Genomic DNA, 23,461 nt, shown 5'->3' on the forward strand with positions numbered 1-23,461 from the left:
AGTTTATGTAAATCAAGTATAGCACAATCCCGGATGTGCTGCATAGCACTATTTTCTGCTTCCGGGAATCCATCTGTGCAAAAAGTGCCGATACCACAGGCATCGGCACTCAGATTAAAAAGCATTTTTCAAAAATGTGCAGCCTGCATCCACTGGATGCAGAACACAAGGGGTTTGGGCACAGCCCAACAAGCATTTTGAATTTGATTTTTAGAAATCGGATTCAAAAATTGCAAGTTGGTACCAGCTTGCACTGCTTGCCACAACAATGCGTCCTTTTTGTCCGCAATTTGTAATTTTCAGATTGGAGAAAAACGCCATGGCAAAGACGAAGGCTGAAGAAAAAGCTCTCAACCTTGATTAGATTTTGTTTAACTGCCGGGATTATCTGCGCGCTGCGCGCAACTCCGGCTCGTTCTTTGAAAAGCGTGATATCCCCCGCAGTACAGCCCCGAAGTTCTCAAAAAGGTCATGGAACAGGTAGAGAACTTTGAGGAGAACAATTAAGCATTTTCTCGTTTTAACGTGGGATTAGATTGCTGTAGACCTTAATACAAAAAGATAGATAATGAAAATCTGGTGTCTGCTGGTACCAAAAAGCAGTTTGGCATCCTGAAAGACCTGATGAACCGCTCCGACGTGGATATCATCGTCAATGCCTGTGAAGCCCACCTCCACATTCCCATGGCCGATTTCGTAGTCTATGTAGTTGTAGCGGCTCCGGTCAAACCAGATCTGATAGGTCAGCCCGTTTTTCATTTTCTTTTTGAAGTCGCCCTTTTTCAGACGCTTCCAGCCCTTTTCCTCCAGGCCCAGGCCGTTCCACAGGTAGTCCAGAAGTTCCTGAATTATATCTGCCGGCCGTTTTTGTTCCACGGTCTCCACCCCCTGACGAATTCTCTTTAATAGTCAAGCAGGATAGGCACCTGCTGCTCCTCGGCAAACCGCATGGCCCGCCAGAACACGGAGAAGGCAAACTTGGCCAAGGATTGGGTGTCATACTGGGTGTGTTCCGGGATGTCTGCCTTGCTGTACTGTCCATCTGAGTCTACGGTTCCGTCTACCGGGTATCCCTCCGTGTCTGCCCAACCAAGGATAGTGTCCTCATCGGCCTGCCATGCCAGCTGGTTCAGCTTTTCCAGCTCCTTCCGCAGTCCGCCCAAGGTGGCGATCATCGTCTGATCATCGGTGGGCAGAGGGCCTTGGAATAGAAAGCTGTCGGTGAGGGGAAGCCACCAAGTCGCGCCCCGAAGCAGGGACCACACCCGCTCCTCGTCCGATGCAAGGCGGGCAATCAGGGGATGCTCCCCGAAGTCCCAGTCCTTCTCCACGGTGAGAGGCACCGGTTCCTCGTATGTATGACAGGCGGCCACCAGCAGCATAGCGCCAAAGGCATCCCAATCCGGCTTATCGGTGTAATAGGGCCGCTCGTTGTCCTCCGGCCATGGAGTGTAGTGCGGCTGGTTCGGCTGGGAAATGGCGGCTAAGATCTGATCCCGCCAGTCCTCCACTGCCGCCTGGATCTCAGCCGGGGACAGCTCCTCCTCGTTGTCGGCGGGTTCTCCATCCGGGGTGATCCGGTTAAAGGTGTATCCGTTTTCCTCCGCCCACTGCTGAACAACAGTTTTCCAGTTGTGAGAATAGTACCGGGTCAGCGGCCCGGCGTAAATATCAAGTCCCATAGCAATGTCTCCTTTTCTGTTATGCAGTCATTCTTTTGCTGGAGCGAACATCTGGTCAATCTTCTCCAGATCGTATTCCAAAATCCAGTCATGAAATTGATGATAGAGAGGCAATAGCAGCTTCTGTGAGCCGCCCAGCACATCCAGCCCACGGTCATCGTACAAATGGTAGAGGAACGGCCCCGGCCCAGCCAGATAGACGCTGGACACAAAGCCGTTCCAGCCGCCGATGTCCCCCAGAATGATTTCCCGAAGAAGCAGCTCTGGTTGAAAGCTGATCTTGCTGAGATCCCAGTAAAACTGCACTTGTGCATGGGTATCCCCATCTTCATCCTGCTCTGTGGCCGAAAGTTGTTCATCGGGAACTGGGAGGCCCACTCGCTGCCGGATAACGGTCAGCAGGGACTCGGCGGGTTCTTCATCGGGATACCCGTCGATCCGCAGAAGGTCCGGCACCGCCGGAAGTGCCCGATAGATCGCGGCGGCTCGGTCCAGCGCCCCCTGAACATAAGCGGGGTTGGTTTTCAGCTTCGCCGCACGCCTATCCAGATAGATTGGTTCCTCCCCGCCGATCTTAAAACGAATGCCCACCGGTGCATGGTAGAACAGAGGGTGTTCCAGCCCAGCCATGCCCAGATCATGTAAAATGTGTTCAAACCGCTTTGCCAGCATGGTATCCCTCCGTTCTCATGTCATTTCATACAGCAGAGCAGCATCGCCCTGCACCAGTTCCAGATGGGAGCGCAGCGTATTAAGCCCGCTTTGCACCGCCTCGGTGGGCAGATCCCAGTCCGGGGCAATTTCAGCGGCCAGCTCCGGGAGATCCTGCTCCCGCAGAGCTGCCAGCAGTTGAGACGCCAGCTCTCCCTCCAGCAGAGCGCAGTCCAGGGTGTCTTCCGTCTGGGGAGCAGGAAAACGGACATCCAGATCCAGTTCGCTCTCACACCAGTCCCAGATGGCCATATAGACCGCGCCGGAGCAGTCACCGTCGGACAACTCCTGCCGCTGGTTATTTTTTATCAGATAAAAGGACGCGATCTGTGACATGGTGGTTCCTCCTAAATGTTATTCGCTTCCATCAGCCCTTCGGCCTGCAACCGGATCACATAGAAAGCCCGCACCCAGTCCAGTTCCTGCTCCATGGAGTCCTCCAAAGCCAGCAGGCGGCGCTTGCCAAGCCTGCGATCCAGAAGGGCAAAGATACGGACAAGGGGATTCTCGCTGACAAGGCTTTTCTCGATGCTCTGGTTGTCAAAGATCCCAAACGCCTCATAGAACACCTTTTGGTCAAAGGTGCCCTGCTCCAGCGCATAGGCATGAGCCTGATTGATGGCCTCTTTTGCGGAGTCGTGATCTTTCAGCGTGGTGGAGCGCAAGTGATGAAATTTCGTCCACACATTTTCAAAATAGGTGTAGTAGTTGCTCCGCAGCACTTCCACGCCGTCCACACGAATGGCGGCCCGGCCCTCATGGTCGGCGCTTTTGCTGTAACTGGTGGCAAAATACTGGATGTGGCCCCGGAGTGCCGGGCACAGGTAGTCATTCTCCAATTTGTTCCGGATTCCACTCCAAGTGGATACTCTACTGTTTGACATAGGTGTTGTTTCCTTTCTGCTGATTCCTACTGCTTTTGGAGATACTCCCGGAAGCATTCGATGAACTCCCGATTCCGCTTAGGGACATCGAACCCCTTCCGATGGGGGAAGAACCCCTCCTGTTCCACATCGTCCAGCAGCTTGGGCAGATTGGAAAACCGGGCAAAGAATGGTAGTGCATAGTCCTGGATCTGCCCGGAAATTTCCTGGATAGAGCGTTCCCGCTCCAGCAGAGTAGATACCTCATAGCGGGGGAAGTCATCATACCGGTGGGTCAGCCGGGCGATGGAGGTACCCACGATACCATCATAGGTTTCCTCCGTCCCTTCCTGCTCACTGCGCCACTGGGCAATCACCGGGGAACTCACATCGAAGAAGGCAGTAAAAGTGGTGGAGCCAAAGCGGATGGAGGGGGAAAAGTAAAAGGAGAACACAAAGATGCCGTCTTTTTTGTAGATGTCATTTTTGCTCTTGCGGTATTTGTAGCCCAGCGGGTTCAAAGGCTCCGCGATCCGCTCACAGGTATAGACGAAGATCTCACGGGGCTTGGTTCCCTTGGGAAAATCCTTCTTCTCCATGTTGCCACCTCAATCAAAATCCATCCAGACCAGGTGTTTTCCGCAGTGGAGGCACTGGAACAGATAGCATTGCAGATGCCCGCCATTGACAGATTCCCGGATCATTTCTTTTTGCTCATCGTCCCACATCGGATCGTCCAGTACCTCCTCCAGCACACCCAGGGCCCGCAGTTCTCTGGCACCCACATGGCCCAGGTAGGCGCAGTAGTCGCCGCAGTGGGCGCGCCAGTATTCCTGCTGCCAGCCGGAGTAGCCGGGGGTGCGGTGGATCAGCTCGTCCAGCTTCTCCGGATCGTCTACACCATCATCCACAGAGAAATCATCTTGAAAACTACCGTCATATTTCCGGGCTGCTTCGCCGTTGGCGATGCACTCTGGGCACAGATATGCAATATCCTCCACGGCGTAAAAGGGGGCTGTATAGAAAATATGGGTCGTCTTGCCGCAGCAGTCGCAGACAACGCCGTCTGCGGATTCCTCAAAAGCCCCAGTTTCCAGAGGATTGGGGTGATACCGGAAGGCGGGCAGGCCCAGCTGGGCCTGCCGCTCCTTCTCTTTCTGCTTCTCCTCCGGCGTTTTGGGCCTGGGGAGGGCATAATGATTGCCCCAGTTTTTCGCATAGTCCTTCAAGATGCCCAGCCGCTTGAGGGTCTTCTTGTCGGAACGATTTCCGATTTGGCAGAGCAGTTCGTAGGCATCCTTCTTGAAGTCCAGCAGATCATACACATCCACCAGCACTTCCTTGGCCTGCTTGTCTTCCGACAGCTCCAGTTTCTCCTTGAAGGTATAGAGAGCACGGACACTGTCCGGATCTCCTTCTGTCTCCCGAAACTGCTTTTGGAGTTCAATATATTGCTTCAGGTATTCGTTCATGGTCACAATCTCCCATCAATCCCACCAGAAATACCAGACGGTGGACTGCCACAGGACATCTGCCAAGGAGCCAATGCTTCCATCCTCATTCTGATCCAGATCTGGGCAGAAACCATATTGCTCCACAGCCACCTCCATAGCTCTTTCCTTGGAGATCGGAGTTGGAAGTTCAAACTCCAATTCATCGTGGCTCATGGCGGCAGGGATGGCACCATGTTGCTCGAACCAATATTTCGCCACTGCCATCAGGTCCGGTGTGTCGGGACACTCATTCCAATTTCCAAAGGGCAGGTAGGCGAAGATCTCCCAGGGGTTCTTTACCGGAATTTTAGCCAGAATGAGCGGATATGTCATTCCGGTATCATCGTTCCAATAGTTTGCGAAGCGGTCGTTGGGTTCTCCGCCCTCCATCTCGCCCAGGACTTCCTCCTCCCAGTCCAGATCATCGTCCTCGGCTTCTTCCTTGCGCTGGCCGGTCAATTCCTCCAAAATCGCCTTTCCGTCCTTAACAGGAGCGGAGAGCATCTTCTTCCGGTACTCCTCTACCGTTTTGAGGTCAAATTCATAGCAGTCCGCATCATGCTCCGGGTCGGCGTTCATTACCAGACATTCCAACAGCGTTTCATCATCCGCCTGGATAAGTACGGGAACAAAGCCCTCCCGTACCCCCAGCCGCTGGGCGTAGCTGTATGCCGACATGATGGGGTCATCATCTGCCATGGATGGGAAATAGGTACACTCGCAGTCCAGATACTCCATGATGGCATGAGCCACTTCGGAAGGCTCCAGCGTGTCCTCGTCGAAGTCCTGTCCCTGCCAGTTTTCAAAGCGTTCCTTAATCACTTGAGCCATGGTCTGATAGTATTTCTCATCAAATGGGATGAATAAGTATGCCTCCTGTTGAAATTCATTGGAGTGGTATCGGGACGGACCAAAATATTTCAGGGCATAGTCATCAATGTCGGCAGGATAGTAGGGACTGTCGCCCTCTCCGTAGTAATAGCCTGCAAAGGCACGGCCTTGCTGATTGAACAGCACAAAGAACAGACAGCCGTCCAGCTCATCCCGGATAAACTCCCGCAGATCCACGCTGGCAGGGTCGGCTTTGACCTGTTTGGCCACTTCGCTGTATTCTTTCAGGAAGTCCTCGCCCATCAGGTCGTGCTCCATGCACCAGCGCAAGTAGATGGCCATGTGGTTATAAGCATTGATGGGGTCAATAGGCAGTTCCTTCTCCTCAATGCTCTCAAGGTGATAGGAAGCGTCGTCCATCTCACCGTCAAAATTATCATTGGAAAGGGTGCCACGGGTGATCGCATTCTGACGAGTGGGGTTTACAACAAAACTGATCCCCCTCATCTTGTTCAGCAGAGCGTCTACATCATGTTCCAGTTTATAGTCCAACTCGTCCTCATAAAGCGGAATGACCTGATAGAAGTTGACCTCCTCGCCGCCCGGCAGGGTGCAGACCTCGCCGCCCTCCTCTGTACTTTGGGGGCCGGTGAGAATGGCGGCACACAGCTTCGTATTTTCCGCAAAGTTCTCCTTGTTATCCATGGTATGTCCAAAGCCCAGCCAGGTATCGCTGGCAATGGGAAGGCGGGCCAAGGATTTCAGCAGGCGGATGGGCCAGTACCACTTTTCGTCTTTCATGGACTCCTGATCCAGCTTCCAGTCCGCAGGCAGGGCAATGGCCAGCTCCGCCCGCTCCAGCTTATATTCCGCCAGTTCCTCCGGCACATTCATCCGGTGAGCGCCCATGCCCATGGTGACCAGGGTGCAGTAGTCCCGCTCCTCAGAGGGCGGCACCACGCAGATGTCCACATGGATGTCGGGAGAAACCAGCTCATGGAACACATTCTCGAACTTGCCGAAATACTGCTCAATGTGCTCCTCGACGGCTTCCATCTCCTCCTCTGTGTAGACTTCGGGATTACTGAATTCTTCCTCATCCTGCGTGTCATCATTGTCTGAGTGGTCGCAGCTGTCATCCTCCGGATCTCCCTTTATAGGCTCGTAACCGATCTTCAGGGTCATCTGTTCTTCTGGCAGAGAGATGCTGGGGCTGCGGGTGATGGTGTGCTTATCGTCCGCAGAAAAACCGATGGTCTCGCCGTCTTGCAGCGTCACATCACACGCCAGCACATAGGAGGCAAGGCTGGCCAAAAAGTCCCGCAGTTCCTCCGGCTCAGCGTCGGTGTTCAACACCTCCATTTCCTCCTTGCCAAACACATCCATGCCGTAGGTGTAGCCGTTTAGGCCCCCCTCGCTCCGGTACAGGCCGAACCAAACCCAGTTGAAGATGGGCAGTTCGTCCTCTTTGAGCATATCGGCAAGGCCCTCATAGAAACGAGGCTCAAATACCACGCCGCTGGTGTAGACACCGGTGGCATATTTCTGCTTGCAGCACACTGCCATCGCCTTAGTGAACAGCTTACCCCGTTCCAGCAGTTTTTCCTCCTCGCCCAACACAGCCACCATGATATGGGCCTTGTGCGTTTTGGCCACTTCTACGGCCTCTGGCCACATATAGTTGTTTTCGGCGTTGATCTCTGCTTCATTGTCAGGGATGTGACCGTGGAAGAGTGTCACGATCAGCATCATGCCGCCGACCCGCATTACCACAGCGTCATCGCTGTTCTCATCATCTTCGTCGCCCTCATCCGGCTCCTCATCTACGATGCCCCATTCTTCCCGTAGATTCCGGATCAACTGCTCCTTGTCCCATTCCGCTTTGGAGAGGAGCACAGACCCGGCAAAGGAGCCCTTACGGTCAGTTTTCTCCTCGTCGGCGTCATCCTCAAGATCCTCTACATCTTCATCCGGATCATAGAGGGATTCATGCTCCAGTCCGCGGACAAATTCCTCAAAGCTGTCTGCCAGATGGGTAATCTTGTAGTCGTTTTCCTGATCCACATGGACTACCGCAGGCTCTCCCTGGGGGCCACAAACCCGGTAGTCCAGGAAGATCATATCGTGTCCGGCGCTGGGACAGTCGCAGATGGCCACTCCGATGGCAGGATACTCCCACTCATCGATCATAAACTGGCTTCCCAGCTCTCCGCAGAGGGAGCAGCTCTTTTCCCGCCCGATGCCGAAAATGCCGGTGATGGCCACATGGTCTTCTGCCCAACAGGTCGGCTCATCGCAGGGATAGCAGGTATTCACCGGAATGCCGCCGTTGTGCTGCTTCATCAGCCAGATATAGGCGGCGGGCAGCTTATAGCCCAGTTCCTCCTCCACGCTGGCAATCAGCTCATCGGAAGGCGGATCACTGACATATTCTTTCAGTGCATACCAATTATCATCCCAGAAGTTGGTGAGGTCGAAGCCCTCAAATGGAGTATCACCGAGCACGAATTTGGCCTTCTTCTTCCGGCTGCGCTGGCGTTTCCGAATCTCCGCCTTACACTCCCGAATTACTGCCGGGGCATTTTCATCCTCCGGGTCCAACTCTGCCCACCGCTGAGCGTAGGGAATGGCCTTTTCCTCCTGGCCGTAGAGATACTGATAGCCATAGGCCATCCGCATATTCCACTCCGCCTTGTCCTGGCCTTCCTCCCGGACGGACTCCAGCACCTCAATGGCCCTCAGAAGGGCTTTGTCTCCCTTGGATTTCAAAGTACCTTCGTCATGGTCCCCGATGATGGCGTAGTTCTCCAGTGCACGGGCCAGGGCGTAGGCGGTGCGGTAGTTCCTCCAGTTCTCCGGGATGGCATTCAGTGCCTGGATACAGCGGGTGTACTCGTCTTCGTCGTTCCACTGCTCCAGCTGAGCGAAGAATGCTTCGGCGTTCTGTTGGGTGTAAGGAATATAGTCCATGCCCGTCAGCGTTTCGTCCAACTCGTCATCCTGATTCTCAGTTTCTGTCCCATCATCTTGTTGCTTTAGGGATACAGAACCGGCTTCACGGCGGAAGGTGTGGAAGATGGCCCATGGGATGTCCGTGCCTTCAAAGAACTCTTTCGCCATGTTCAGCGCCTCTTGGATGTCCCAGGCGATGAAGTCCACATAGCCACAGTAGAGGCCGGTAGCCCCGCCGGTGAGAGTGAGCACTTCCGAACCATCCCCGCCGGTGAGCACTTCCTCCAGTTTGTCCCGGAAGTCGAAAATTTTCTGACTGCCTTCCTCCTCCCGCAGGGTATCCAGGGGATAGCAGAAGAAGCCCGCCACCGCGCCGTCGGCATGGAGATCGTCCATAAAATCATTGTCGGCATTCAGATAGCCGTTGATGAGCGGCACACAGCAGGTGGAACCGGCCATTACATCCAGCCGCCAATCGGCGTCCGGGTCCTGTTTGGGTTCCATTTTGTAACCAAGGTAGCTCTCCAGATAGGCTTCCGGGTCGGTGGAGAGCTCCAGGCCCTGCTCCCGCAGTTTGTCGGGCAGCTGGGACAGGAGGAAGGACGGCTCTGCCTTGGGTTCCTCCAGCACATCAAAGCTGTCTATGTATCTCATGTGGGAGATCTCGCCCAGCACTTGGTCGGTGAGGGTAGTGAGCATCCACCAGGCCCGGCCTTCTTCCTCCCGGAGCATAGGCAGCAGCTTTTCGCAGTAGGCGGAGATGGCGAAGCTGTTTTCACCCTGCTCCTCCAGCCAGATCTGCACATCCTCCCCGGAGATGTCCCAGCCATCCTCAGTACGCAGGCCGATGTTCTGGAGAGGCTGACGGCCCACAAGGATATTCCAGTGCTCCAGCACCTCCTTGGGGGCGTGCTTCTGGAAGTAGACCAGCTCAAACAGTTTGACCTTATCCCCCTCCGGGGTGAGGATCAGCTCATGCTTTTCGCCGTTGAAGCCCATCTCGAAGGAAATCTCGTCAAAAACCAAATTCAGGGTTTCCTCCATTTGGGCCACGATCTCCGCACCGCGGGTGTGATCTTTGTCCTCGTCCATCATCTGGCGCAGCTCTGCTTCCATCTCGGCAAAGGTTTCCCACCAGTTCTCTGTCCGTTCCCGGAAGCACTCCCAGAACTGCGGCAGAGAAATACCCTTTTTGCACGAGTCAATTAGTTCCTCCATGTCCTGTCGGGTGTTGAGCTTAGGATCATCACCGGGATGCAGTTCCAGAGCTTTTTCAAAATGCCGCAGAGCGCGGCCCTCCTGATCCAGATAATAATAGGCATACCCCATACGGAAATTCCAGGAATAAGTATCTCCCAGTTCCTCCTCATGGGACTGCATCAGTTCCAGTGCCTGGTGAAGCAGCTTCCTTCCCTCCGGCTCGCTGGAGTCCGCCAGATTGTTGTAGGCGCGGGCCAGCTCCATATCCATTTCCGGGGTACGCTCCTCGGCAGAGATTGCCTCCAGTGCGTCAACGATTTTCTGGTGTTTGTCCTCCTCATGCCACTTCTGGCACTGCTTCAAAATATCCATATCAGGGTCCTCCTCGTCCTCATCTGGTTTCCAGTCTTTGATCTGCTGGAACACGCCATTTTCATCCCGCTCAAAGGCGCAGGGAGCGGGGGTGTTCAGCAAAGGGATGATGTCGGGATCGTCATTGCAGATCGTGTTCAGCTTGTAGATCCCGGCGTTGTTAGGGTCGTCCATGTACTCGTCGCTCTCATCACCGGCGGTAAAGCGCCAGCCGCTGTCCCAGCCGCCGTCCGGCTCCTCCCTGTAGCAGTAGCCCACCTTGCGGCCCTCTACTGTGATGCGGTTGGTGGCGATGCAGCCATCGGCACCCTTCCAGTCAGGGAGCAGAGATTTCACATCCTCCGCTTTCACATGGTAGTCCCGGTTGCGGCCAGCGGCCTCGTACAGTTCCTTCCGCAGCGCCTCCACATCCCGAGCCATCTCCTGGATCTCCTCGTTGTCCATCATCTCACTGAGGTCATATTCCAGCGGATTCTGGGCAAAATCCGCCAGTGCCTTGTTCATGGCATCATGCTCCTCTGGCGTGACGGTGATGCGGATGCGGCGGGCAGGGGTGTTGTACTCGTCCAGATCCTGAAGGTTTACACTGCCGCTGACGCTGCACTCCAGCAGGATGGCGGCCAGATCAGTGACCACATCAATGGCGAAGTGGAAGTCCATCTCCACGCCATCGGAGTGTGTAAACTCCAGATACTCCACGGTCTGGCGGAAGTCCCAGTTTTGTTTGTCCAGCCCAATCTTGGCAAATATCTCGCTGAGGGGGATCTCCTCTTTCTTCTGGTCTTCCAAAAATGCCACAAGGTTCAGACTGTCATCGGAACCGCCAATAAAGTTGCCCCAGTATTTTTTGATATACATTTGTCGTGCCTCCTGTTCTGAATCCAGTCGATCAATGAGCTGATTCAAGTGTTCCAACCACGCAGGAGCGATCTCACCGCTGTCCTCGTTCTTCCAAAGATCCACAATCTCACGGATGCCGTCCTCGTCCGGCACCTCGTTTTTGATGTCGGTGAGCTGCCGCAGCAGGAAAGCAAGGGCTTCTTTGGATGCTGTGAAACCGGTGACTTTATCCCATATAGCTTCTTCATGATCGTAGTCCAGCTTGCCATTATCCTTCCATTGGAAATACAGCTCCGCCAGAGCCATCGCAGTATTGTCAAAGAGGAAGTCGATTTGTGAGAAGTCAGCTCCCAGCATGACTTCCTCTTTCATCAGTTCGATCATCTCGCCCAGATCCATTACCGGATGCTCCGGTACATATTCATTTTTGAGGATGTCCAGTACATCCAGTCCTTCGTCACGCTCTAATGCTTTTATGCCCCATGCTCCCATGTCGGCACCTCTCTTTCTTTATTTCGTATCAAGCTTCTATTGTCAATCATAGTTCTCCAACCGAATGATAGGCCGATAAAAGTCATAATCTCCGTTTAGTTCATTGTCCTCCTGCACTTCTGGCTTACAGTGGGGCGAACAGGGTAGGAAACCGAGAAATGGGCCCAGCCCACCGCAGATATTGCATCCGCCGTCACCGCCGCAGGTGGTAAGCCTATCAGCCTGCACCACCTCCCGCATATAGGGATCGTAGGCGATGGACAGGCCGAAGAAGTTGGGTTCCTCCATGTCATAGGGCCGGTTCTCATCCTCATCCATGTCCTCAAACCAGTGCAGACGCATGGAGTAGTCTAACCCATCTCCCCATGGAAACAGGGTCCGACACCCGCCGCCACACAGGTAGGCCCACTCGTCCGCCGTGGGCAGGGAGAAGCCCCTGTTTTCCAGCATGGCAAGAAGCGCATCGTAGTCTGTGCGGTTATAGATCCAGGTCTGAAAGCCCTTTTCTGTCCGCTCAATGCGGGCCGACTGATGCAAGGTAAGACTGCTGCTGTTACTCCAGGCAAAATCCCGGAACTCCTTCAGCCAGTCAGGGTGGGCAGTCAGCCTGGGATCGTCCATTTTGACTGGCTCCCAGTTAATTTCCTCCAGTTCCCGGCCCACCAGCATGGGGCCAATGGCCGCCTGCCGAACGGGAGCCATACTTTCCCGGATCATCTCCTCCGGGTTCTGCGGTTCCATCTCCCATTCCTGGTACAGATAGTCCAGTTCCTCCCGGCTCTCCTGATTCAGTCCCACGGCAAACTGCTCCCAGCCCAGGGTGACGGTATCGCCGGGGACAAAGACAAACTCCCGACCATCTTTCTCGAAGATACCGGTGGTGCAGTTCTGGCCCCAGCGGTCAAAGGTATGTAGACCGAGAAAGGTCATATCATAACGAGCAGCCAGGCTCTCCATCAGCGCCTGCTTCTCGGTGGTGTCCATTTGATTGAATTGGGTGCGGAATAGTCTTTCGTTCATAACAAGTCCTCCTACAGCCTATCCAGGTTTTCCTGTAAATCGCCCTGCATCAAGTGCTGGGCAATGGCTTGGTTCAGTACCTTATGGGGGTGATAGGCTGCCTGCTCTACATCGTGGAGGCACTCCTCCATCAATGCCTCTGGCAAAATGCCCTCCCGCTTGCCATAAAGATGGCCGAAGGCATAGCACACAGACTTTAGAAAGTCAAAAATGTAGTCGTGATTTCCGCGCATACTGGGCAGATCATTGAATGAGCCCATACCACCGTATGCCCGAAGATGATGGGTAACCTCCCGCCGCTGGTTCCAGTCCTGAATGTCCCGCTCCAACCAGTCAATCCAGTTCTTGAATTCCGGATGGTCTGCCTGAAGGATTGAGCGCAGACAGATCAGAGCCTCAGTATAAATATCTGTCTGTTTCATCAGATTCCTCCCAACTATTTTCCGAAATGCTCCAGATACAACTCCCGCACGGAATAGGGGCCTACAAGGTCCGTTTCCTGCCGGCCATCCCAGGAATACACATGAATTTTGCCCTCGTCCCCAATGTACTGCTGCTCCTCAAAGGCTGCTGGAAAGGGAAAGCTCTCTACCATGCTCCAGTCGATCCTGGGTTTCAGCTCATCAAACTCCTCGCGCTTGAGCCTTTTGAAGTTAAACACCAGTGCAGCACCAATCCCATCGAACAGCAAGTCTGCGTATTCTCTGGGGGTGATGCTCTCGCTCACATTGGCGGCATCAATATTGACATCCAGAACCTTGTTGCCGCAGTTTGTCCAGATTTTATCGGGAGAGAACCAGGTGGTGCGTTCCTCAGAGTCTGCAAAGTCCTCACGGGGATACCATCCGTTTGCGCTGTCCGGCTTGACGCCTTCCCGAAGCGGCCCGTTGTACGGGGAAAGTGGATAATATTGGTGCCGCACCGGATCAAATCGGTCAAACGAAGTTTTCAGCAGATACCTATGCTTTTCGCTTCGCATGAGCTTATGGGGCTTCACGATATTTTCTTCAATCAAACTCCAAATGTACTCATCTACACGGATGGATACACGGGGACGGCTGAATAGTGTGATTTTGTTGGTGTCTGTATCCACATTGAGCCAGACACGATTGATTTCAACCATTGTCATTCCTCGCTTTTCAAAACGCTCCGCTATAAAATCGGCTTTCCCAGATGGCCTCAAATTCCGCCTGCTCTATGATGCAGGCGTGGAATTCCTCGCCCCAGACATGGGCGTTCAATTCCTCCACGGTGGGGATCGGCGTGATCTCGATGGCGCCGTCGTAAAGGTCAGGGATGTTACGGGTGCGGCAATCTGCAAAGATGTCGATGGAGCGGAGAGCCAGCCGCTCATTTTCGGTATCCACTTCATAGAGGATGACCGATGGTTCACCCTCCGGTGCGCCCTCCCAAAAGAGCTTGATGTACTCGATCTTGCCAAGATAAGTCCGCATCGCTTTTTCATCGGCGCAGGCTACTCGGATCATTTTGGCCAACATCATCAAATCGTCGATGTATTGGGAATACACGCAGAACACATCCTCGTCAGAGTCGAAGTTAAACAGACCCACACCGCTGTTGTTTTCCTCGAACTCCCGTATCACGCCCCGGACCAGCCGCTCCCAGTCTCCGCTGCTTCCAGTCAGTCCCAGCCGACGGAATTCTTCCGTCCGGAATCCATCGTTGATTTTCAGCAGAAGGGAGAGCGCATAGGGGTGGTGGGGAATGAGAAAGAATGGCGCAATCTGCTCCGGCTTCACCCAGATTTTGAAAGGCGGACGCGGATCGGGTATCCAGGGCAAGATTTCCCATTCGTCCTCCGGTCGGTTTCCGTATTGGCAAAGGTCTTTCATAGTGTTCTCCTCATTCGATGTCGCTTAGTTCTTCTTTCACATCCAGTGGAGCGCCGTCCAGAGATGTGATCTGTGCCAGTTCTGTTTCCGTCAGATTTTTCAGGAAAATGCAGTATTCGTCCGGGTGGCCTCCCACAAACTCCATTTTGGGCATCTCGATCTGCTGTGGGTCGGTGATCCACAGGCAAGGTTCTCCTGTTGCCCAAAACCGAGTCAGAGTAAGAATTTGGCCGTTGTAAATTACTTTCTGTTCCATCCTCATTTCTCCTGCATTTGCCTCAGCAGCTTCACGATCCGCTCCCGGTTCTTTGCGGTTTTCATAAAGGTGGGGAGATGGTCGGCCTGGGTCATTTTCGCTCTTCCCGGCGGCTTTTCCCGCAGTCCGGCGCTGAGATAGCCGATCAGATAGGCAAGATGTTCTCGGTTGAGTGCCCATACAGGTTTTCCCTGAAATGAAGTCAAAAACCATAGTTCCAACCCGAAATAAGGTTCTCGTCCATCTCTGATTTCGCCAATATATGAAAACGCCTCCGCTGTTTTATGAACTTCTCCCGACATGGTTGTTCCGCAATAGGGGCAGGTCACATGGAGGACGGGAAAATGCTGCTTTGCCGTATCTTCAATATCCACTCGGTAGTACCTGCCGCAGTTTTTGCACTGGTTATGGACATCATAACGGTAGATCGTCCGATCCTGCGTCATCCGGTGGCCGCAGCTCAGGCACCGGAAATAGGCGTTGTCATCATCCGCTGTCACCACACCTGCGCCATGGCACTTGGGGCATTTCACCTGAATGCCAGAGGTCAGGGCGTTGTATGCACTGTATGTAAAGTAGGGTTCATCAACAATTCGGCTCATGCGCCCACACACTCCTCTCATCAGTTCTTTTCCAGATAGAATCCCCATACGCAGTTGGAGAACTCTCCAGCGGCAAAGCGGTGGATCTGCCCGTCAATCTCCACCTGCCAGACCTCGAAGGTATGGTCTTGGTGATAGATCGGGTCTTTGACTTTTACTCGCTTGCCGGTGGTTTGCCAGTTGTAGTCAAAGATGTTCACACCGAACAATTTGCATTGACCGTCTGGGCCAAAAGTTTCATATTTCCAAGCCATGTGATGCCTCACAATCCCGTGCGCTGCCAGCCGTCCAGCCGCTCCTGCACCCCGTCGATCCTCCAGCCCTCGCCCACACGCTTCATGAGGAAACGGCGGTCAAAGCCGGTGTTTTTCTCCCTGGTGTAGATGTAGAGCTTGTTCTTGGTGATCTGCTCCGCGTCAAGGAATTCTTCTCCGTTGTAGGTGCCCTGGGCACTGTATGAGAGGCCCAGAGGCCGATAGCCCAGACGGGGCTTTTCGCTCACATACTTCTCCCAGATCGCCAGCAGGCGGGGCACAGCCTCGGCATCTTCAAACCCGGCCTGCTCCATGTGCTGCTCCCATTCTGTCATCTCAGCAAAGAAAGCGGACAACACCCCGCGGCATTCCGCCGCCGCTTGTTCGTCCAGCGGGACGGGCTTTTTGGCCTTTTCCCGCTGGAGCTGGGAGAAGTGTTCCATCTGCTCCTTGGTGAATTGCACATGGGCCACCGGCTCGATGCGGTTGTTGCCAGCGATGGCCAGCAGGCCCTCATAGGTAACGGCGGTATGGTCGATCTGGATGTGGGAGAGCTTGGAGATGGAGACCGCCTGGAGCAGACCGGCATCGTCCAGCCCGGTGCGGTTGAGCGTCAGAAGGTCCAGCTTGCAGCCTTGCAAGGCGGACAGGCCGCTGCCGTGGATGGCGGCGTTGCCGTCCAGCATCAGATAGCGTAGCTTGGGCATAGCGGAAAAAACGGGGAAACAGGCATCAGTGAGCGCGCCGTCCTCCACGCCGAAGTTGACCATGCTTTTATGTCCGGCAAAGGTGGCAAGCAGTTCATCCGTCACCGGATAGCCTTTCACATGAAAGCCCACCAGGGTGTAACCGGCCAGCTGCTCCATGATTTCTGGGGTCAGCTCCGGGACTTCAAATCGCTTTTCTCCGTCTAAGATCAGAACACCGCTCTCCCAGTTCACTGTCCGCGCCCGTTTTGGCCATGCCATCGCTGTTTCCCTCCTTACGCCTGCTCCTTATAGCTGGCTTCAATGTCGATGAAGCGCACATACACGGCGCAGATTTCACCTTTCGCTTCATAGCCGAAGTAGACCGGATAGTAGCCGTCCCCCCAGCCAGAGGCAAAGATGGGCAGATTACAGTCCGTGTCAGGCACCGTCCAGTTGAGCCAGTCGCCGTAGTCCCCCTGATATTTTGGGTGGGCTTTGGCGTTTTCCTCCAGGAGATCGCAGAACAGGTCGTTGTAGGGGTCGATGTCCGGGTCTTCTTCCAAACGCTTGGCCCAGTAGGTCTTGAAGGCCGCCTGGGTCTGGATGTCCGCAACACAGCCCATTCCAGCGTCTACGCCAAAGCCAAAATACTCGTCCTCGCCCAATTCCTCGTCCAGATCCTCTTTGCCGGTCATGCCCAGCTCATAGCGGACAGGCTTTTCCTGGCTAACTTCCACCTTGACACAGGCATAGCGATCACCATATTTCTCACTGGGCACCACACAGATCTTTACGGGATAAGTCCCGGCGGGGATTGTCTGTATAAAGGGCGGTGTGTCCTCCAGCTCCACCAGCGGATCGCAGGCGAAAATTGTTCCGGTAGGAAAGAGGACGGCCCCGATGTCCAGCACATCCACGCCCATATTCCCAATCACTTTCTCAGTGAAATGGGCCTCCAAGTCATCTTTACAGGTCAATTTATCCTTAATTGCTTCGTATTTGTTCAGCCATTCAGTTGTAGGCATATCAGTTTCCTCCTGTTGATTCTCTTTCTTGATGTACTCGCTCTTTGAGCCATCCCAGTAGCAGTTCACACACCGGCCATCCTGAAAATGATGGTCACAATTCGGGTAGCCATAGAGAACATGAGCACATTCCGGGCACAGCCCCATCATCTGTGAGGAGCCTTTGAAAAACAGGCTTCCGCACTCATCACAAACGGCCAGTTCTTTTTCTGCCATAGGGCTCACCAGTCCCGTTCCCGGATAGCTTCCTCGGTGTCAATGGGGATATTGAACCACTCCAGAATGTAGGCCACGGTTGCCGCAATGCATTCCCGTGCCACCGTTTCGATCTCGCTGTCGTTCTCGTCAAACTCCTCCTGGAGATCATTGATGCCGCAGACCGCCTCGTCCAGCGTCTCCTGCACCGCATCGGTATTGGTTTCGCCGCTCTCCAGCAGGTCGATGACTTTCTGGAGTTCGTCCTTTACCTTGTCCACCAAAAAAGCAGGATAGTAATCGTCTTGATACATCTCGTCCAGCAGCTTGTAATTGGGGTCAAATGCTTTCATAGGGATTGCTCCTTTCCTCGTGTATGTCAGTCACGCTCAGCTCTCATGTGTGATACAGAAAATCTCCTTGTTCAAATCAAAGTAGATTACCATCAGTTCGTCGGTAATCTCCGGGTTAAAGGACAGATCCAGAATGAAAACTTGCTGGTTCATCTCGCTATCCACCAGACTGCCGAACCGCTTGAGCTTCAAAAAGTCAACCATCTCAGCAAAGGACAGTTTGGCTGGGTCGGTTCCCGGAAAAAGTTCCGCCACAATATCCGGGCCTACATCGTCCCGATGGAACTCCATGAAAAATGTCACAACGCTATGGTAGCGGCTGTCCTCGTCCGCCAGCGCTGCTTTGATGGCGGCTTTGGCCTTCTCCGCCAATTTTTCCGCCTCATCCAGCATTTTTCCCACCGCATCCATGGCAGCAGGATCGCCGGTCAGTTCTTCCTCTACATCGAAGATAAAGGGTAGTCCCGATTCATCGGGAAAGGCGAAGATCTCCTCGCCGGGGGTATATGTAAAATCAATGCGTTTACAGTTCAGTTTCATCTCTGCGCCTCCTTATCCCTCAATGTTGACAGTTTTGAGGCCCTTTTTCAAGGAGCCGTAGACCGTCACAGCATGGTCGGTGAACATCTCATCACAGTCAAACCAGGCAGTGAAGCTGCCGCCGGAGGTGACGGACAGGCTCGTCAGGCTGATCCGCCGGGCCAATTCTTCCTCTGTGATGGGGTCGGTTTCCGGGTTACGGGGATTTTCTTCATCTTGGGAGAGCCAGTTGTTGGCCAGCTCGGTCAGGTTCTTGGCCGCAAGCTCCCGCATGGCTTTGTCCCAGGTGTCACAGTCGGCCAGCAGCTTCTTGGCGGCGCTGCGGGCGCGGGTCCAGGAGGGCTTGCTCTCGGCGTTGACCTCCAGAGAAAGGCTCACATCCTTTCCGCACCATGGAATCTCCCCCTCAAAGGAACCGTAGTCCTTGTCCAGTGTTAGTTCTCCCAGAACCTGGTCCTGGATCACCACCGGCTTGTGGTATTCCTCCAGAACGGCCCCGAGTTCCGGGCAGTCCTCATGGGCATTGACTATCTCGGAGATACACCAAGGGCGCACCACCAGATCCTTTGCCAATTCTTCTTTCATCCGGCGGATCTTCAGGCGGCAGATCTGCTCGCTTTGAAAGCGTCCCCACCCCTTGTCACTGTTACGCTCCTCATCGCTGACCGGCCAATCCAGCCGCTCCTCTTTGGTGGTGACCTCGCCGGTGTCACAGAACACTATGCCCAGCGTCACAACGGTCATTTCCCAAAAGTTGCCTTTCCAGTTAAATCCGCCCCCAATGCAGCGATTGATCAGAGCGATCACTTCCTGCTCCTCGGACTCGTACATCTCATAGAATTCTTCAAACATTAGTGCAGCCCTCCTTATCCCGCCGTCTGGCTGCGGTACTCCTTCTCCAGCGCGGTGTACCACCGATTCAGCATGGTTTCCAGACTGGTTTTTCCTTTCCGATCATAAAAAGCAAGGAACTTGTCCAGCAACTCAGGAAACAAATTCTTACCGATATTTGTCAGGTCCTGGTTGATATAGACCATCCGCAGGATACGGCCCTGCCGGTCCAGAGGGTTCTTTTTCAGCAATTCCTTTTCAAAGCAGAAGCGCAGGAATACCACATTCTCGTCATAGAAGTCCTCCACCACAGCCGCGCCAATGCTGGTGTATGTGATGTCGTACACCAAACGGCTCCAGTCAAATTTCTCAGCATAGAGCAGTTTCAGCGCCTTCGCCCAGTGTTCCTCCGGGATTACCAGCATCCTGTGCTGGGCGGTACTGGAGTAGCCACGGTAGACGGGTTCCGGCTGCCCCAGCAGCTCACTCACGCTGTCGGCGTAGACGAAGCACAGCTCCTCATCGAACAGGCCGCCGATGAAGTTGCCATTGCAGTACAGCATATAATTCTTGGACTTGGCCGGAGAATAAGAGAGGCTGTATTCCTGCGAGTCCAGGTTTTTATGTACCTTGTTCAGAAAGTCTATTGATGTCATGGCTTTACTCCTCAAACTCACCCTTTCGGTCATGACCGATGGCTTCAACTTTATAGGCAGTTATGGACATTGCAGTTTCACCTCCTGAGCCAATACAAATCCGCACAGCCCAAGGGAAGAATCAATGACAAATACCCGGATGTGCTCCCGATCCATGCGCTCCCGCAGTTCCTCGATGCTGCAACAGGCGGGAAAACCGTAAGAGATGGTCCCGCTCAGCAGGTCTTTATTCTGTTCAAAAAAGCGTCCACGCTGATCTCATCCATGCCGAAGAGGATGTTGTCCTGAACCACATTTTCAAACCAGTGGGCCAGCAGGCCAGTAAAGTGAACGGATACTTTCTCTCCGGCCTCGGTCTGGGTATCCATGTGCAGGATGTGGGCTTCAAAGTCAGCGTAGTAGCGCAGGACTCTGTTGTCGTGCAGACCATCAAAAGAGCAAATCAGCGTACTCATAGGGATTCCTCCTCGTCCATGAGCTGCTCCTGGACCTCTTTGGGCAGGTCGTTCCATAAAATATCGTATGTAAAATCTCGAATTTCCGGGTAACACTCTCGTGCGGTCTTTTCCGCCGTTTCCCGATCCAGGTAGTGCATCTCTTGATGGAAAAACCAGTTGAGCTTTTCCATCAGCCGATAGAGGCGGATCTGTTCTTCTTGGGTCATGGGATCGCTCCTTTTATTGCAATTTCAGCACGAATCCCCAGATGCTCACCACGATCAGAAGGACACCCAGCAGGAAGAAGATCACCCGCCGGGAGCCGCGTCCATAGCGGTGAGAATCCGGCTTGCCGGTAGGGTCGCAGAGCCAGTTCCAGTTGCGGATTGCTCCAAACAAAATCACGGCCCCGATGAGCACCGAGGCAATGTACCAATGCTCTTGTAAAAATGCTGTGATCTGTTCGCTGTTCATTTACATATAACCCCCTTTTCATCATCGGGAGTTTCCCGCCGAATAAATTCCTCCCGTTCTTTCAAATCTATTTCCAAGGCTTTTTCCTCCTCAAGATATTCCTCGCAGTCCCGAACCAGCTTTTGGGCGGCTGGGTCATCCGGGGCCAGGGCCAGCCAGCATTTTGCGTATTCATAGGCGGTGGCTGCGGAGCGGTACGCCATCAGGCAGGAATAGCCCATCCGGGAGTTCCAGTAGGGATCGTTCTCACCCTGGGCGCGGACGGACTCCAGCAGCTCAATGGCGTGTCGGATGAGATCCCCGTCCACTTCACCGTCGGTCCCATGCTCTCCATGATCTCCCAGCACCGCCAGATTGCTGTAAGCCCGACTCAGCTTGACGGTCAGCAGATAGCCCCGCTCCTGTTCCGGGATGGCTTCGATGGCCCGGATACACCGGGAATACTCGTCCTTCTTATTCCATTGCTCAAGCTGCTCCAGCAGCTCTGCTTTTTCTGCCTGATTCATCATTTCACCGCCTTTTCTGTGTCATGCTTTGCTTTTTTGAAGTGTCCACTGCCTCGCCAGGTGTTGACCACACAGGTGAAGATCTGGCCGCAGTGCTTGCACCTAATCATGTGAGCCATAATTTCGTCTGCCCAGCCATCCTCTGTCTTTACCTTCTCCAGTGGGCAGGTGGATTCCTCTTGCATCAGTTCAAATTCCCCCTCCGACACCAACTGCTGAATGTAAGCAATACAGGCCAGATAGTCCTTTGGGGCGTCAAATTTTCTCCATGTTTGAATGTTTCGGCAGTGCTCGCACATAGTGGACGCCTCCTTACGCAAATACCTGCTGGTATTTCTCTTTTCATACTGTGCGACTTTTTTAGGTCTGCTGGTGCTGCATGGACACGATATGGCAGTCCGGGCAGAATTCCACATAGAGCGTGCCCTCCGCACAGTCAAACACCGTATCCCACTGAATCTGGGCCAGATATTTCATAGGTTTCCCGCAGTGGGGGCAGGTCGTATATTCCGCGTCCTGTACCCAGTTGGCAAAGCCACCCACCGTGTTCACATCCTGGCAGGCCGCACCGTAAAACAGGGGCACGGGCGCTTCGCCCAGCACAAAGGGATTTTCCGTGAGGGCCTTGTAGTCCTCGGGACTGACATAGCAATCCGTTTTCTCCGCCCCGTCAAAGAACTCGGAGGGAAAGACTTCCACGCCGCCATCCAGGGTAAAACTGTTAAAGGCTGGACCTTTCAAGAATCCCACACAGTTGGGGCAGCAGGTGGCAGTCAGAATACCATCCAACCCCAGAAATTTCAGCCGCTCATCCCGGCCATCCAGCACCAGCATGTCCACCATGCGTCCGCCACAGTGGGGGCATGTGTCCTCCCGTGCCCGGCCAATGCGGACGGGAGATTTCTCGCTGGTGGTTCCTTTGACCATAGGATAGCAGGTATCGAAGTTGAGCTGGATTTTCTGGCCCTCCTTGTCGAAGGTCCAGCCTCCGATCTGCGCATAGCTGGATGGGTCTACATAGAGGCCCTTGCGCCAGGGCCGGGGATTTCGCTCCAGCTCCAGCAGAGTCTCCATTGCCTTGTCATCTCCTTGCATAGCAAGGCAACTCATCAGGTTGGAGGCCGCGCTGGAATATTCCGCGGACAACAGCGCATGGATCAGACCATCCCGCACATCGGCGGGAGCATGATAATAGATCTCACAGGGCCAGAACACCTCTGCGGCCAGTGCCACTCGCTGAATCTCCGGGGTGATGGCATCATGGTAGCCAAGCAGCTGCCAGAAGTCGGTGAACTCCGGGTCCTCCATATCAGCCAGCCTCTGGATGTTCTGTATCAAGTTTCTTTGTTTTTCGACAATTTGTTCCGGCATCCAGGCCAGAGCAGCTTGCCGTTCTTGCTCGCACTTACATTTCCAACACAATCCCTCATAACCCAATGGGGTTCCACAGCTGGGGCAGGTATATTTCAGACTCATGTTCTCATACTCCTTTCAGGCAATAAAAAAGCCCCACGCCGCACTGTCATAAAGACAGGCTGACGCAGGACATGAAGAAGCCGCGTTGAAGGAGCCGCATCCACCAGCAGATGTAGTTTCTTCAACAACCAAAATATTTTTTTCGTATCTTAAAGCAGCAAATTGCTGTCCAATATATTTGTTCATAGCGGCACCATTTGTTCTGAGCGTAGTTTTATATCTTATTATATCACAGCACCCCTTCAATGAAAATATTTTGTTAGAAATGCTAATGAAAAATTTTTGTGAATTTGTTAAGGCGCAGGGGCTGTTATCTCCATAGTGTCTGGATGGATCAGAGTGATTACTTTTCCCTGATGCAAGGCATAGTTGACTGTCTGTGCTGTGCCTGAACGCAGCTTTTTCTGATTATCAAACACACCGATAAGGTACTCTGCATGATCGACCATATAATAATTTCTTTTTTTATAACTGGAAACATCCGCAGAATGTGAAATAACAATAGAATCGTTTGCGTTTTGGATCAGCTTTTTCAATCTATGTTTACTCTGATCCGGCCATTTAGAGTCATAGCCGATGAAGGGAACTACAACGATAATTTTAATATAAAAGTCAATATGCTTCATCCGGTTCGGTAGGTGCTGCGGTAATATCGCGGTAGAAAGTGGCCCATGCAGCTTCCTCATAGGGGCGTACAAAAAAGAAGCCAATGCTCAATGGAATTGTCAGCAGAAGAACAAGAGAAATCGCCAGAGCCTCTGAACCGGTGAAATATTTGAGAACCAGAAAACCCTCGGCATACAGTGGCACCGAACAGAGCAGCTCCCAGCCAATGAAGCTGAAATCCAGACAGAACAG

27 protein-coding genes and 4 pseudogenes are annotated in these 23,461 nt (G+C 53.5%); all 31 read right to left on the bottom strand.

Features of this window, described 5'->3' with window-relative positions; genetic code table 11:
- Positions 1–654: 654 nt before the first annotated feature.
- Positions 655–876, bottom strand: a pseudogene (locus DXA66_RS13165) (spondin); the annotation flags it as partial.
- Between the two features lie 26 nt (positions 877–902).
- Positions 903–1,682 carry a hypothetical protein gene (locus DXA66_RS13170; RefSeq protein ID WP_006059615.1) on the bottom strand — a complete coding sequence of 260 codons (780 nt, stop codon included), beginning with the start codon at positions 1,680–1,682 and terminating at the stop codon, positions 903–905.
- 27 nt (positions 1,683–1,709) lie between these two features.
- Positions 1,710–2,354 (bottom strand): DUF3885 domain-containing protein, encoded by a 645-nt coding sequence (locus DXA66_RS13175; RefSeq protein ID WP_008723402.1) that lies wholly within the window; start codon positions 2,352–2,354, stop codon positions 1,710–1,712.
- A 15-nt stretch (positions 2,355–2,369) separates the two neighbouring features.
- Complete coding sequence (locus DXA66_RS13180) at positions 2,370–2,729, bottom strand: hypothetical protein (RefSeq protein ID WP_006059613.1); 360 nt, start codon at positions 2,727–2,729, stop codon at positions 2,370–2,372.
- A gap of 11 nt (positions 2,730–2,740) precedes the next feature.
- On the bottom strand, positions 2,741–3,277 hold the full coding sequence (locus tag DXA66_RS13185; protein ID WP_006059612.1) for a hypothetical protein: 537 nt from the start codon (positions 3,275–3,277) through the stop codon (positions 2,741–2,743).
- 26 nt (positions 3,278–3,303) lie between these two features.
- A complete protein-coding gene (locus DXA66_RS13190; protein ID WP_006059611.1) occupies positions 3,304–3,855 on the bottom strand; it encodes a DUF4304 domain-containing protein in 552 nt (183 codons plus the stop codon).
- A 9-nt stretch (positions 3,856–3,864) separates the two neighbouring features.
- Complete coding sequence (locus DXA66_RS13195) at positions 3,865–4,728, bottom strand: CbrC family protein (RefSeq protein WP_117528078.1); 864 nt, start codon at positions 4,726–4,728, stop codon at positions 3,865–3,867.
- A 15-nt stretch (positions 4,729–4,743) separates the two neighbouring features.
- Complete coding sequence (locus DXA66_RS13200) at positions 4,744–11,436, bottom strand: DUF2185 domain-containing protein (RefSeq protein WP_117528081.1); 6,693 nt, start codon at positions 11,434–11,436, stop codon at positions 4,744–4,746.
- A gap of 42 nt (positions 11,437–11,478) precedes the next feature.
- A complete protein-coding gene (locus DXA66_RS13205) occupies positions 11,479–12,456 on the bottom strand; it encodes a hypothetical protein (RefSeq protein ID WP_117528083.1) in 978 nt (325 codons plus the stop codon).
- Between the two features lie 11 nt (positions 12,457–12,467).
- Entirely contained in the window at positions 12,468–12,878 is a 411-nt protein-coding gene (locus DXA66_RS13210) for a hypothetical protein (protein ID WP_117528085.1), read from the bottom strand.
- Positions 12,879–12,892: 14 nt separating this feature from the next.
- Positions 12,893–13,579, bottom strand: coding sequence for a hypothetical protein (locus tag DXA66_RS13215; RefSeq protein ID WP_242993149.1), 687 nt, complete (start codon positions 13,577–13,579; stop codon positions 12,893–12,895).
- Positions 13,580–13,595: 16 nt separating this feature from the next.
- The gene (locus DXA66_RS14610) at positions 13,596–13,889 is read right to left on the bottom strand and encodes a hypothetical protein (protein ID WP_333530216.1); all 294 of its coding nucleotides are present in this window, start codon (positions 13,887–13,889) and stop codon (positions 13,596–13,598) included.
- Positions 13,875–14,309 (bottom strand): annotated as a pseudogene (locus DXA66_RS14615) (Imm51 family immunity protein); the annotation flags it as partial. The pseudogene DXA66_RS14615 and the gene DXA66_RS14610, both read right to left, overlap by 15 nt.
- 10 nt (positions 14,310–14,319) lie before the next feature.
- Entirely contained in the window at positions 14,320–14,565 is a 246-nt protein-coding gene (locus DXA66_RS13225; RefSeq protein ID WP_020225637.1) for a hypothetical protein, read from the bottom strand.
- A 2-nt stretch (positions 14,566–14,567) separates the two neighbouring features.
- The gene (locus DXA66_RS13230) at positions 14,568–15,167 is read right to left on the bottom strand and encodes a hypothetical protein (protein WP_117528091.1); all 600 of its coding nucleotides are present in this window, start codon (positions 15,165–15,167) and stop codon (positions 14,568–14,570) included.
- A gap of 20 nt (positions 15,168–15,187) precedes the next feature.
- The gene (locus tag DXA66_RS13235; protein ID WP_117528093.1) at positions 15,188–15,421 is read right to left on the bottom strand and encodes a hypothetical protein; all 234 of its coding nucleotides are present in this window, start codon (positions 15,419–15,421) and stop codon (positions 15,188–15,190) included.
- Between the two features lie 8 nt (positions 15,422–15,429).
- Positions 15,430–16,389, bottom strand: a complete 960-nt coding sequence (locus DXA66_RS13240; protein WP_117528095.1) for an NTF2 fold immunity protein — start codon at positions 16,387–16,389, stop codon at positions 15,430–15,432.
- A 14-nt stretch (positions 16,390–16,403) separates the two neighbouring features.
- Positions 16,404–17,351 carry a DUF4241 domain-containing protein gene (locus tag DXA66_RS13245; protein ID WP_117528097.1) on the bottom strand — a complete coding sequence of 316 codons (948 nt, stop codon included), beginning with the start codon at positions 17,349–17,351 and terminating at the stop codon, positions 16,404–16,406.
- 5 nt (positions 17,352–17,356) lie between these two features.
- Positions 17,357–17,683 carry a DUF5713 family protein gene (locus tag DXA66_RS13250; protein ID WP_117528099.1) on the bottom strand — a complete coding sequence of 109 codons (327 nt, stop codon included), beginning with the start codon at positions 17,681–17,683 and terminating at the stop codon, positions 17,357–17,359.
- A gap of 36 nt (positions 17,684–17,719) precedes the next feature.
- A complete protein-coding gene (locus tag DXA66_RS13255; protein WP_117528101.1) occupies positions 17,720–18,223 on the bottom strand; it encodes a DUF2004 domain-containing protein in 504 nt (167 codons plus the stop codon).
- A gap of 12 nt (positions 18,224–18,235) precedes the next feature.
- Complete coding sequence (locus tag DXA66_RS13260; protein WP_117528103.1) at positions 18,236–19,075, bottom strand: DUF2262 domain-containing protein; 840 nt, start codon at positions 19,073–19,075, stop codon at positions 18,236–18,238.
- 14 nt (positions 19,076–19,089) lie between these two features.
- Entirely contained in the window at positions 19,090–19,710 is a 621-nt protein-coding gene (locus DXA66_RS13265; protein ID WP_117528105.1) for a hypothetical protein, read from the bottom strand.
- A 215-nt stretch (positions 19,711–19,925) separates the two neighbouring features.
- Complete coding sequence (locus DXA66_RS14620; RefSeq protein ID WP_242993150.1) at positions 19,926–20,165, bottom strand: hypothetical protein; 240 nt, start codon at positions 20,163–20,165, stop codon at positions 19,926–19,928.
- Positions 20,162–20,374 carry a hypothetical protein gene (locus DXA66_RS13275; protein ID WP_055270385.1) on the bottom strand — a complete coding sequence of 71 codons (213 nt, stop codon included), beginning with the start codon at positions 20,372–20,374 and terminating at the stop codon, positions 20,162–20,164. The genes DXA66_RS14620 and DXA66_RS13275 overlap by 4 nt, the downstream gene beginning before the upstream one ends.
- Before the next feature lie 13 nt (positions 20,375–20,387).
- Positions 20,388–20,621, bottom strand: coding sequence for an Imm17 family immunity protein (locus DXA66_RS13280; protein ID WP_117528107.1), 234 nt, complete (start codon positions 20,619–20,621; stop codon positions 20,388–20,390).
- Positions 20,618–21,130 carry a hypothetical protein gene (locus DXA66_RS13285; RefSeq protein ID WP_242993151.1) on the bottom strand — a complete coding sequence of 171 codons (513 nt, stop codon included), beginning with the start codon at positions 21,128–21,130 and terminating at the stop codon, positions 20,618–20,620. The genes DXA66_RS13280 and DXA66_RS13285 overlap by 4 nt, the downstream gene beginning before the upstream one ends.
- Positions 21,127–21,426 (bottom strand): hypothetical protein, encoded by a 300-nt coding sequence (locus DXA66_RS13290; protein ID WP_117528111.1) that lies wholly within the window; start codon positions 21,424–21,426, stop codon positions 21,127–21,129. Before DXA66_RS13290 ends, DXA66_RS13285 begins: the two co-directional genes overlap by 4 nt.
- A gap of 61 nt (positions 21,427–21,487) precedes the next feature.
- A complete protein-coding gene (locus DXA66_RS13295; protein ID WP_117528113.1) occupies positions 21,488–22,603 on the bottom strand; it encodes a hypothetical protein in 1,116 nt (371 codons plus the stop codon).
- Between the two features lie 15 nt (positions 22,604–22,618).
- Positions 22,619–22,789, bottom strand: a complete 171-nt coding sequence (locus DXA66_RS14450; RefSeq protein WP_008723379.1) for a hypothetical protein — start codon at positions 22,787–22,789, stop codon at positions 22,619–22,621.
- Between the two features lie 107 nt (positions 22,790–22,896).
- Positions 22,897–23,208: pseudogene (locus tag DXA66_RS13300) on the bottom strand (SLOG family protein); the annotation flags it as partial.
- Between the two features lie 7 nt (positions 23,209–23,215).
- Positions 23,216–23,461 (bottom strand): annotated as a pseudogene (locus DXA66_RS13305) (DUF975 family protein); the annotation flags it as partial.

The organism is Faecalibacterium sp. OF03-6AC (assembly GCF_003478175.1).
Taxonomy (GTDB): domain Bacteria; phylum Bacillota; class Clostridia; order Oscillospirales; family Ruminococcaceae; genus Faecalibacterium; species Faecalibacterium taiwanense.

Bases quoted from the DNA above. Each gene is read 5' to 3' on its own strand.
- DXA66_RS13265 (WP_117528105.1), bottom strand. From the start codon at position 19,710: ATGACATCAATAGACTTTCTGAACAAGGTACATAAAAACCTGGACTCG.
- DXA66_RS13295 (WP_117528113.1), bottom strand. From the start codon at position 22,603: ATGAGTCTGAAATATACCTGCCCCAGCTGTGGAACCCCATTGGGTTAT.
- DXA66_RS13250 (WP_117528099.1), bottom strand. From the start codon at position 17,683: ATGAAAGCATTTGACCCCAATTACAAGCTGCTGGACGAGATGTATCAA.
- DXA66_RS13205 (WP_117528083.1), bottom strand. From the start codon at position 12,456: ATGAACGAAAGACTATTCCGCACCCAATTCAATCAAATGGACACCACC.
- DXA66_RS13190 (WP_006059611.1), bottom strand. From the start codon at position 3,855: ATGGAGAAGAAGGATTTTCCCAAGGGAACCAAGCCCCGTGAGATCTTC.
- DXA66_RS13260 (WP_117528103.1), bottom strand. From the start codon at position 19,075: ATGTTTGAAGAATTCTATGAGATGTACGAGTCCGAGGAGCAGGAAGTG.
- DXA66_RS13245 (WP_117528097.1), bottom strand. From the start codon at position 17,351: ATGGCAGAAAAAGAACTGGCCGTTTGTGATGAGTGCGGAAGCCTGTTT.
- DXA66_RS13280 (WP_117528107.1), bottom strand. From the start codon at position 20,621: ATGAACAGCGAACAGATCACAGCATTTTTACAAGAGCATTGGTACATT.
- DXA66_RS13180 (WP_006059613.1), bottom strand. From the start codon at position 2,729: ATGTCACAGATCGCGTCCTTTTATCTGATAAAAAATAACCAGCGGCAG.
- DXA66_RS13290 (WP_117528111.1), bottom strand. From the start codon at position 21,426: ATGTGCGAGCACTGCCGAAACATTCAAACATGGAGAAAATTTGACGCC.
- DXA66_RS13200 (WP_117528081.1), bottom strand. From the start codon at position 11,436: ATGGGAGCATGGGGCATAAAAGCATTAGAGCGTGACGAAGGACTGGAT.
- DXA66_RS13235 (WP_117528093.1), bottom strand. From the start codon at position 15,421: ATGGCTTGGAAATATGAAACTTTTGGCCCAGACGGTCAATGCAAATTG.
- DXA66_RS13275 (WP_055270385.1), bottom strand. From the start codon at position 20,374: ATGACCCAAGAAGAACAGATCCGCCTCTATCGGCTGATGGAAAAGCTC.
- DXA66_RS13225 (WP_020225637.1), bottom strand. From the start codon at position 14,565: ATGGAACAGAAAGTAATTTACAACGGCCAAATTCTTACTCTGACTCGG.
- DXA66_RS13230 (WP_117528091.1), bottom strand. From the start codon at position 15,167: ATGAGCCGAATTGTTGATGAACCCTACTTTACATACAGTGCATACAAC.
- DXA66_RS13240 (WP_117528095.1), bottom strand. From the start codon at position 16,389: ATGGCATGGCCAAAACGGGCGCGGACAGTGAACTGGGAGAGCGGTGTT.
- DXA66_RS13175 (WP_008723402.1), bottom strand. From the start codon at position 2,354: ATGCTGGCAAAGCGGTTTGAACACATTTTACATGATCTGGGCATGGCT.
- DXA66_RS13170 (WP_006059615.1), bottom strand. From the start codon at position 1,682: ATGGGACTTGATATTTACGCCGGGCCGCTGACCCGGTACTATTCTCAC.
- DXA66_RS13210 (WP_117528085.1), bottom strand. From the start codon at position 12,878: ATGAAACAGACAGATATTTATACTGAGGCTCTGATCTGTCTGCGCTCA.
- DXA66_RS13195 (WP_117528078.1), bottom strand. From the start codon at position 4,728: ATGAACGAATACCTGAAGCAATATATTGAACTCCAAAAGCAGTTTCGG.
- DXA66_RS13255 (WP_117528101.1), bottom strand. From the start codon at position 18,223: ATGAAACTGAACTGTAAACGCATTGATTTTACATATACCCCCGGCGAG.
- DXA66_RS14620 (WP_242993150.1), bottom strand. From the start codon at position 20,165: ATGAGTACGCTGATTTGCTCTTTTGATGGTCTGCACGACAACAGAGTC.
- DXA66_RS13285 (WP_242993151.1), bottom strand. From the start codon at position 21,130: ATGATGAATCAGGCAGAAAAAGCAGAGCTGCTGGAGCAGCTTGAGCAA.
- DXA66_RS13215 (WP_242993149.1), bottom strand. From the start codon at position 13,579: ATGGTTGAAATCAATCGTGTCTGGCTCAATGTGGATACAGACACCAAC.
- DXA66_RS14450 (WP_008723379.1), bottom strand. From the start codon at position 22,789: ATGAACAAATATATTGGACAGCAATTTGCTGCTTTAAGATACGAAAAA.
- DXA66_RS13185 (WP_006059612.1), bottom strand. From the start codon at position 3,277: ATGTCAAACAGTAGAGTATCCACTTGGAGTGGAATCCGGAACAAATTG.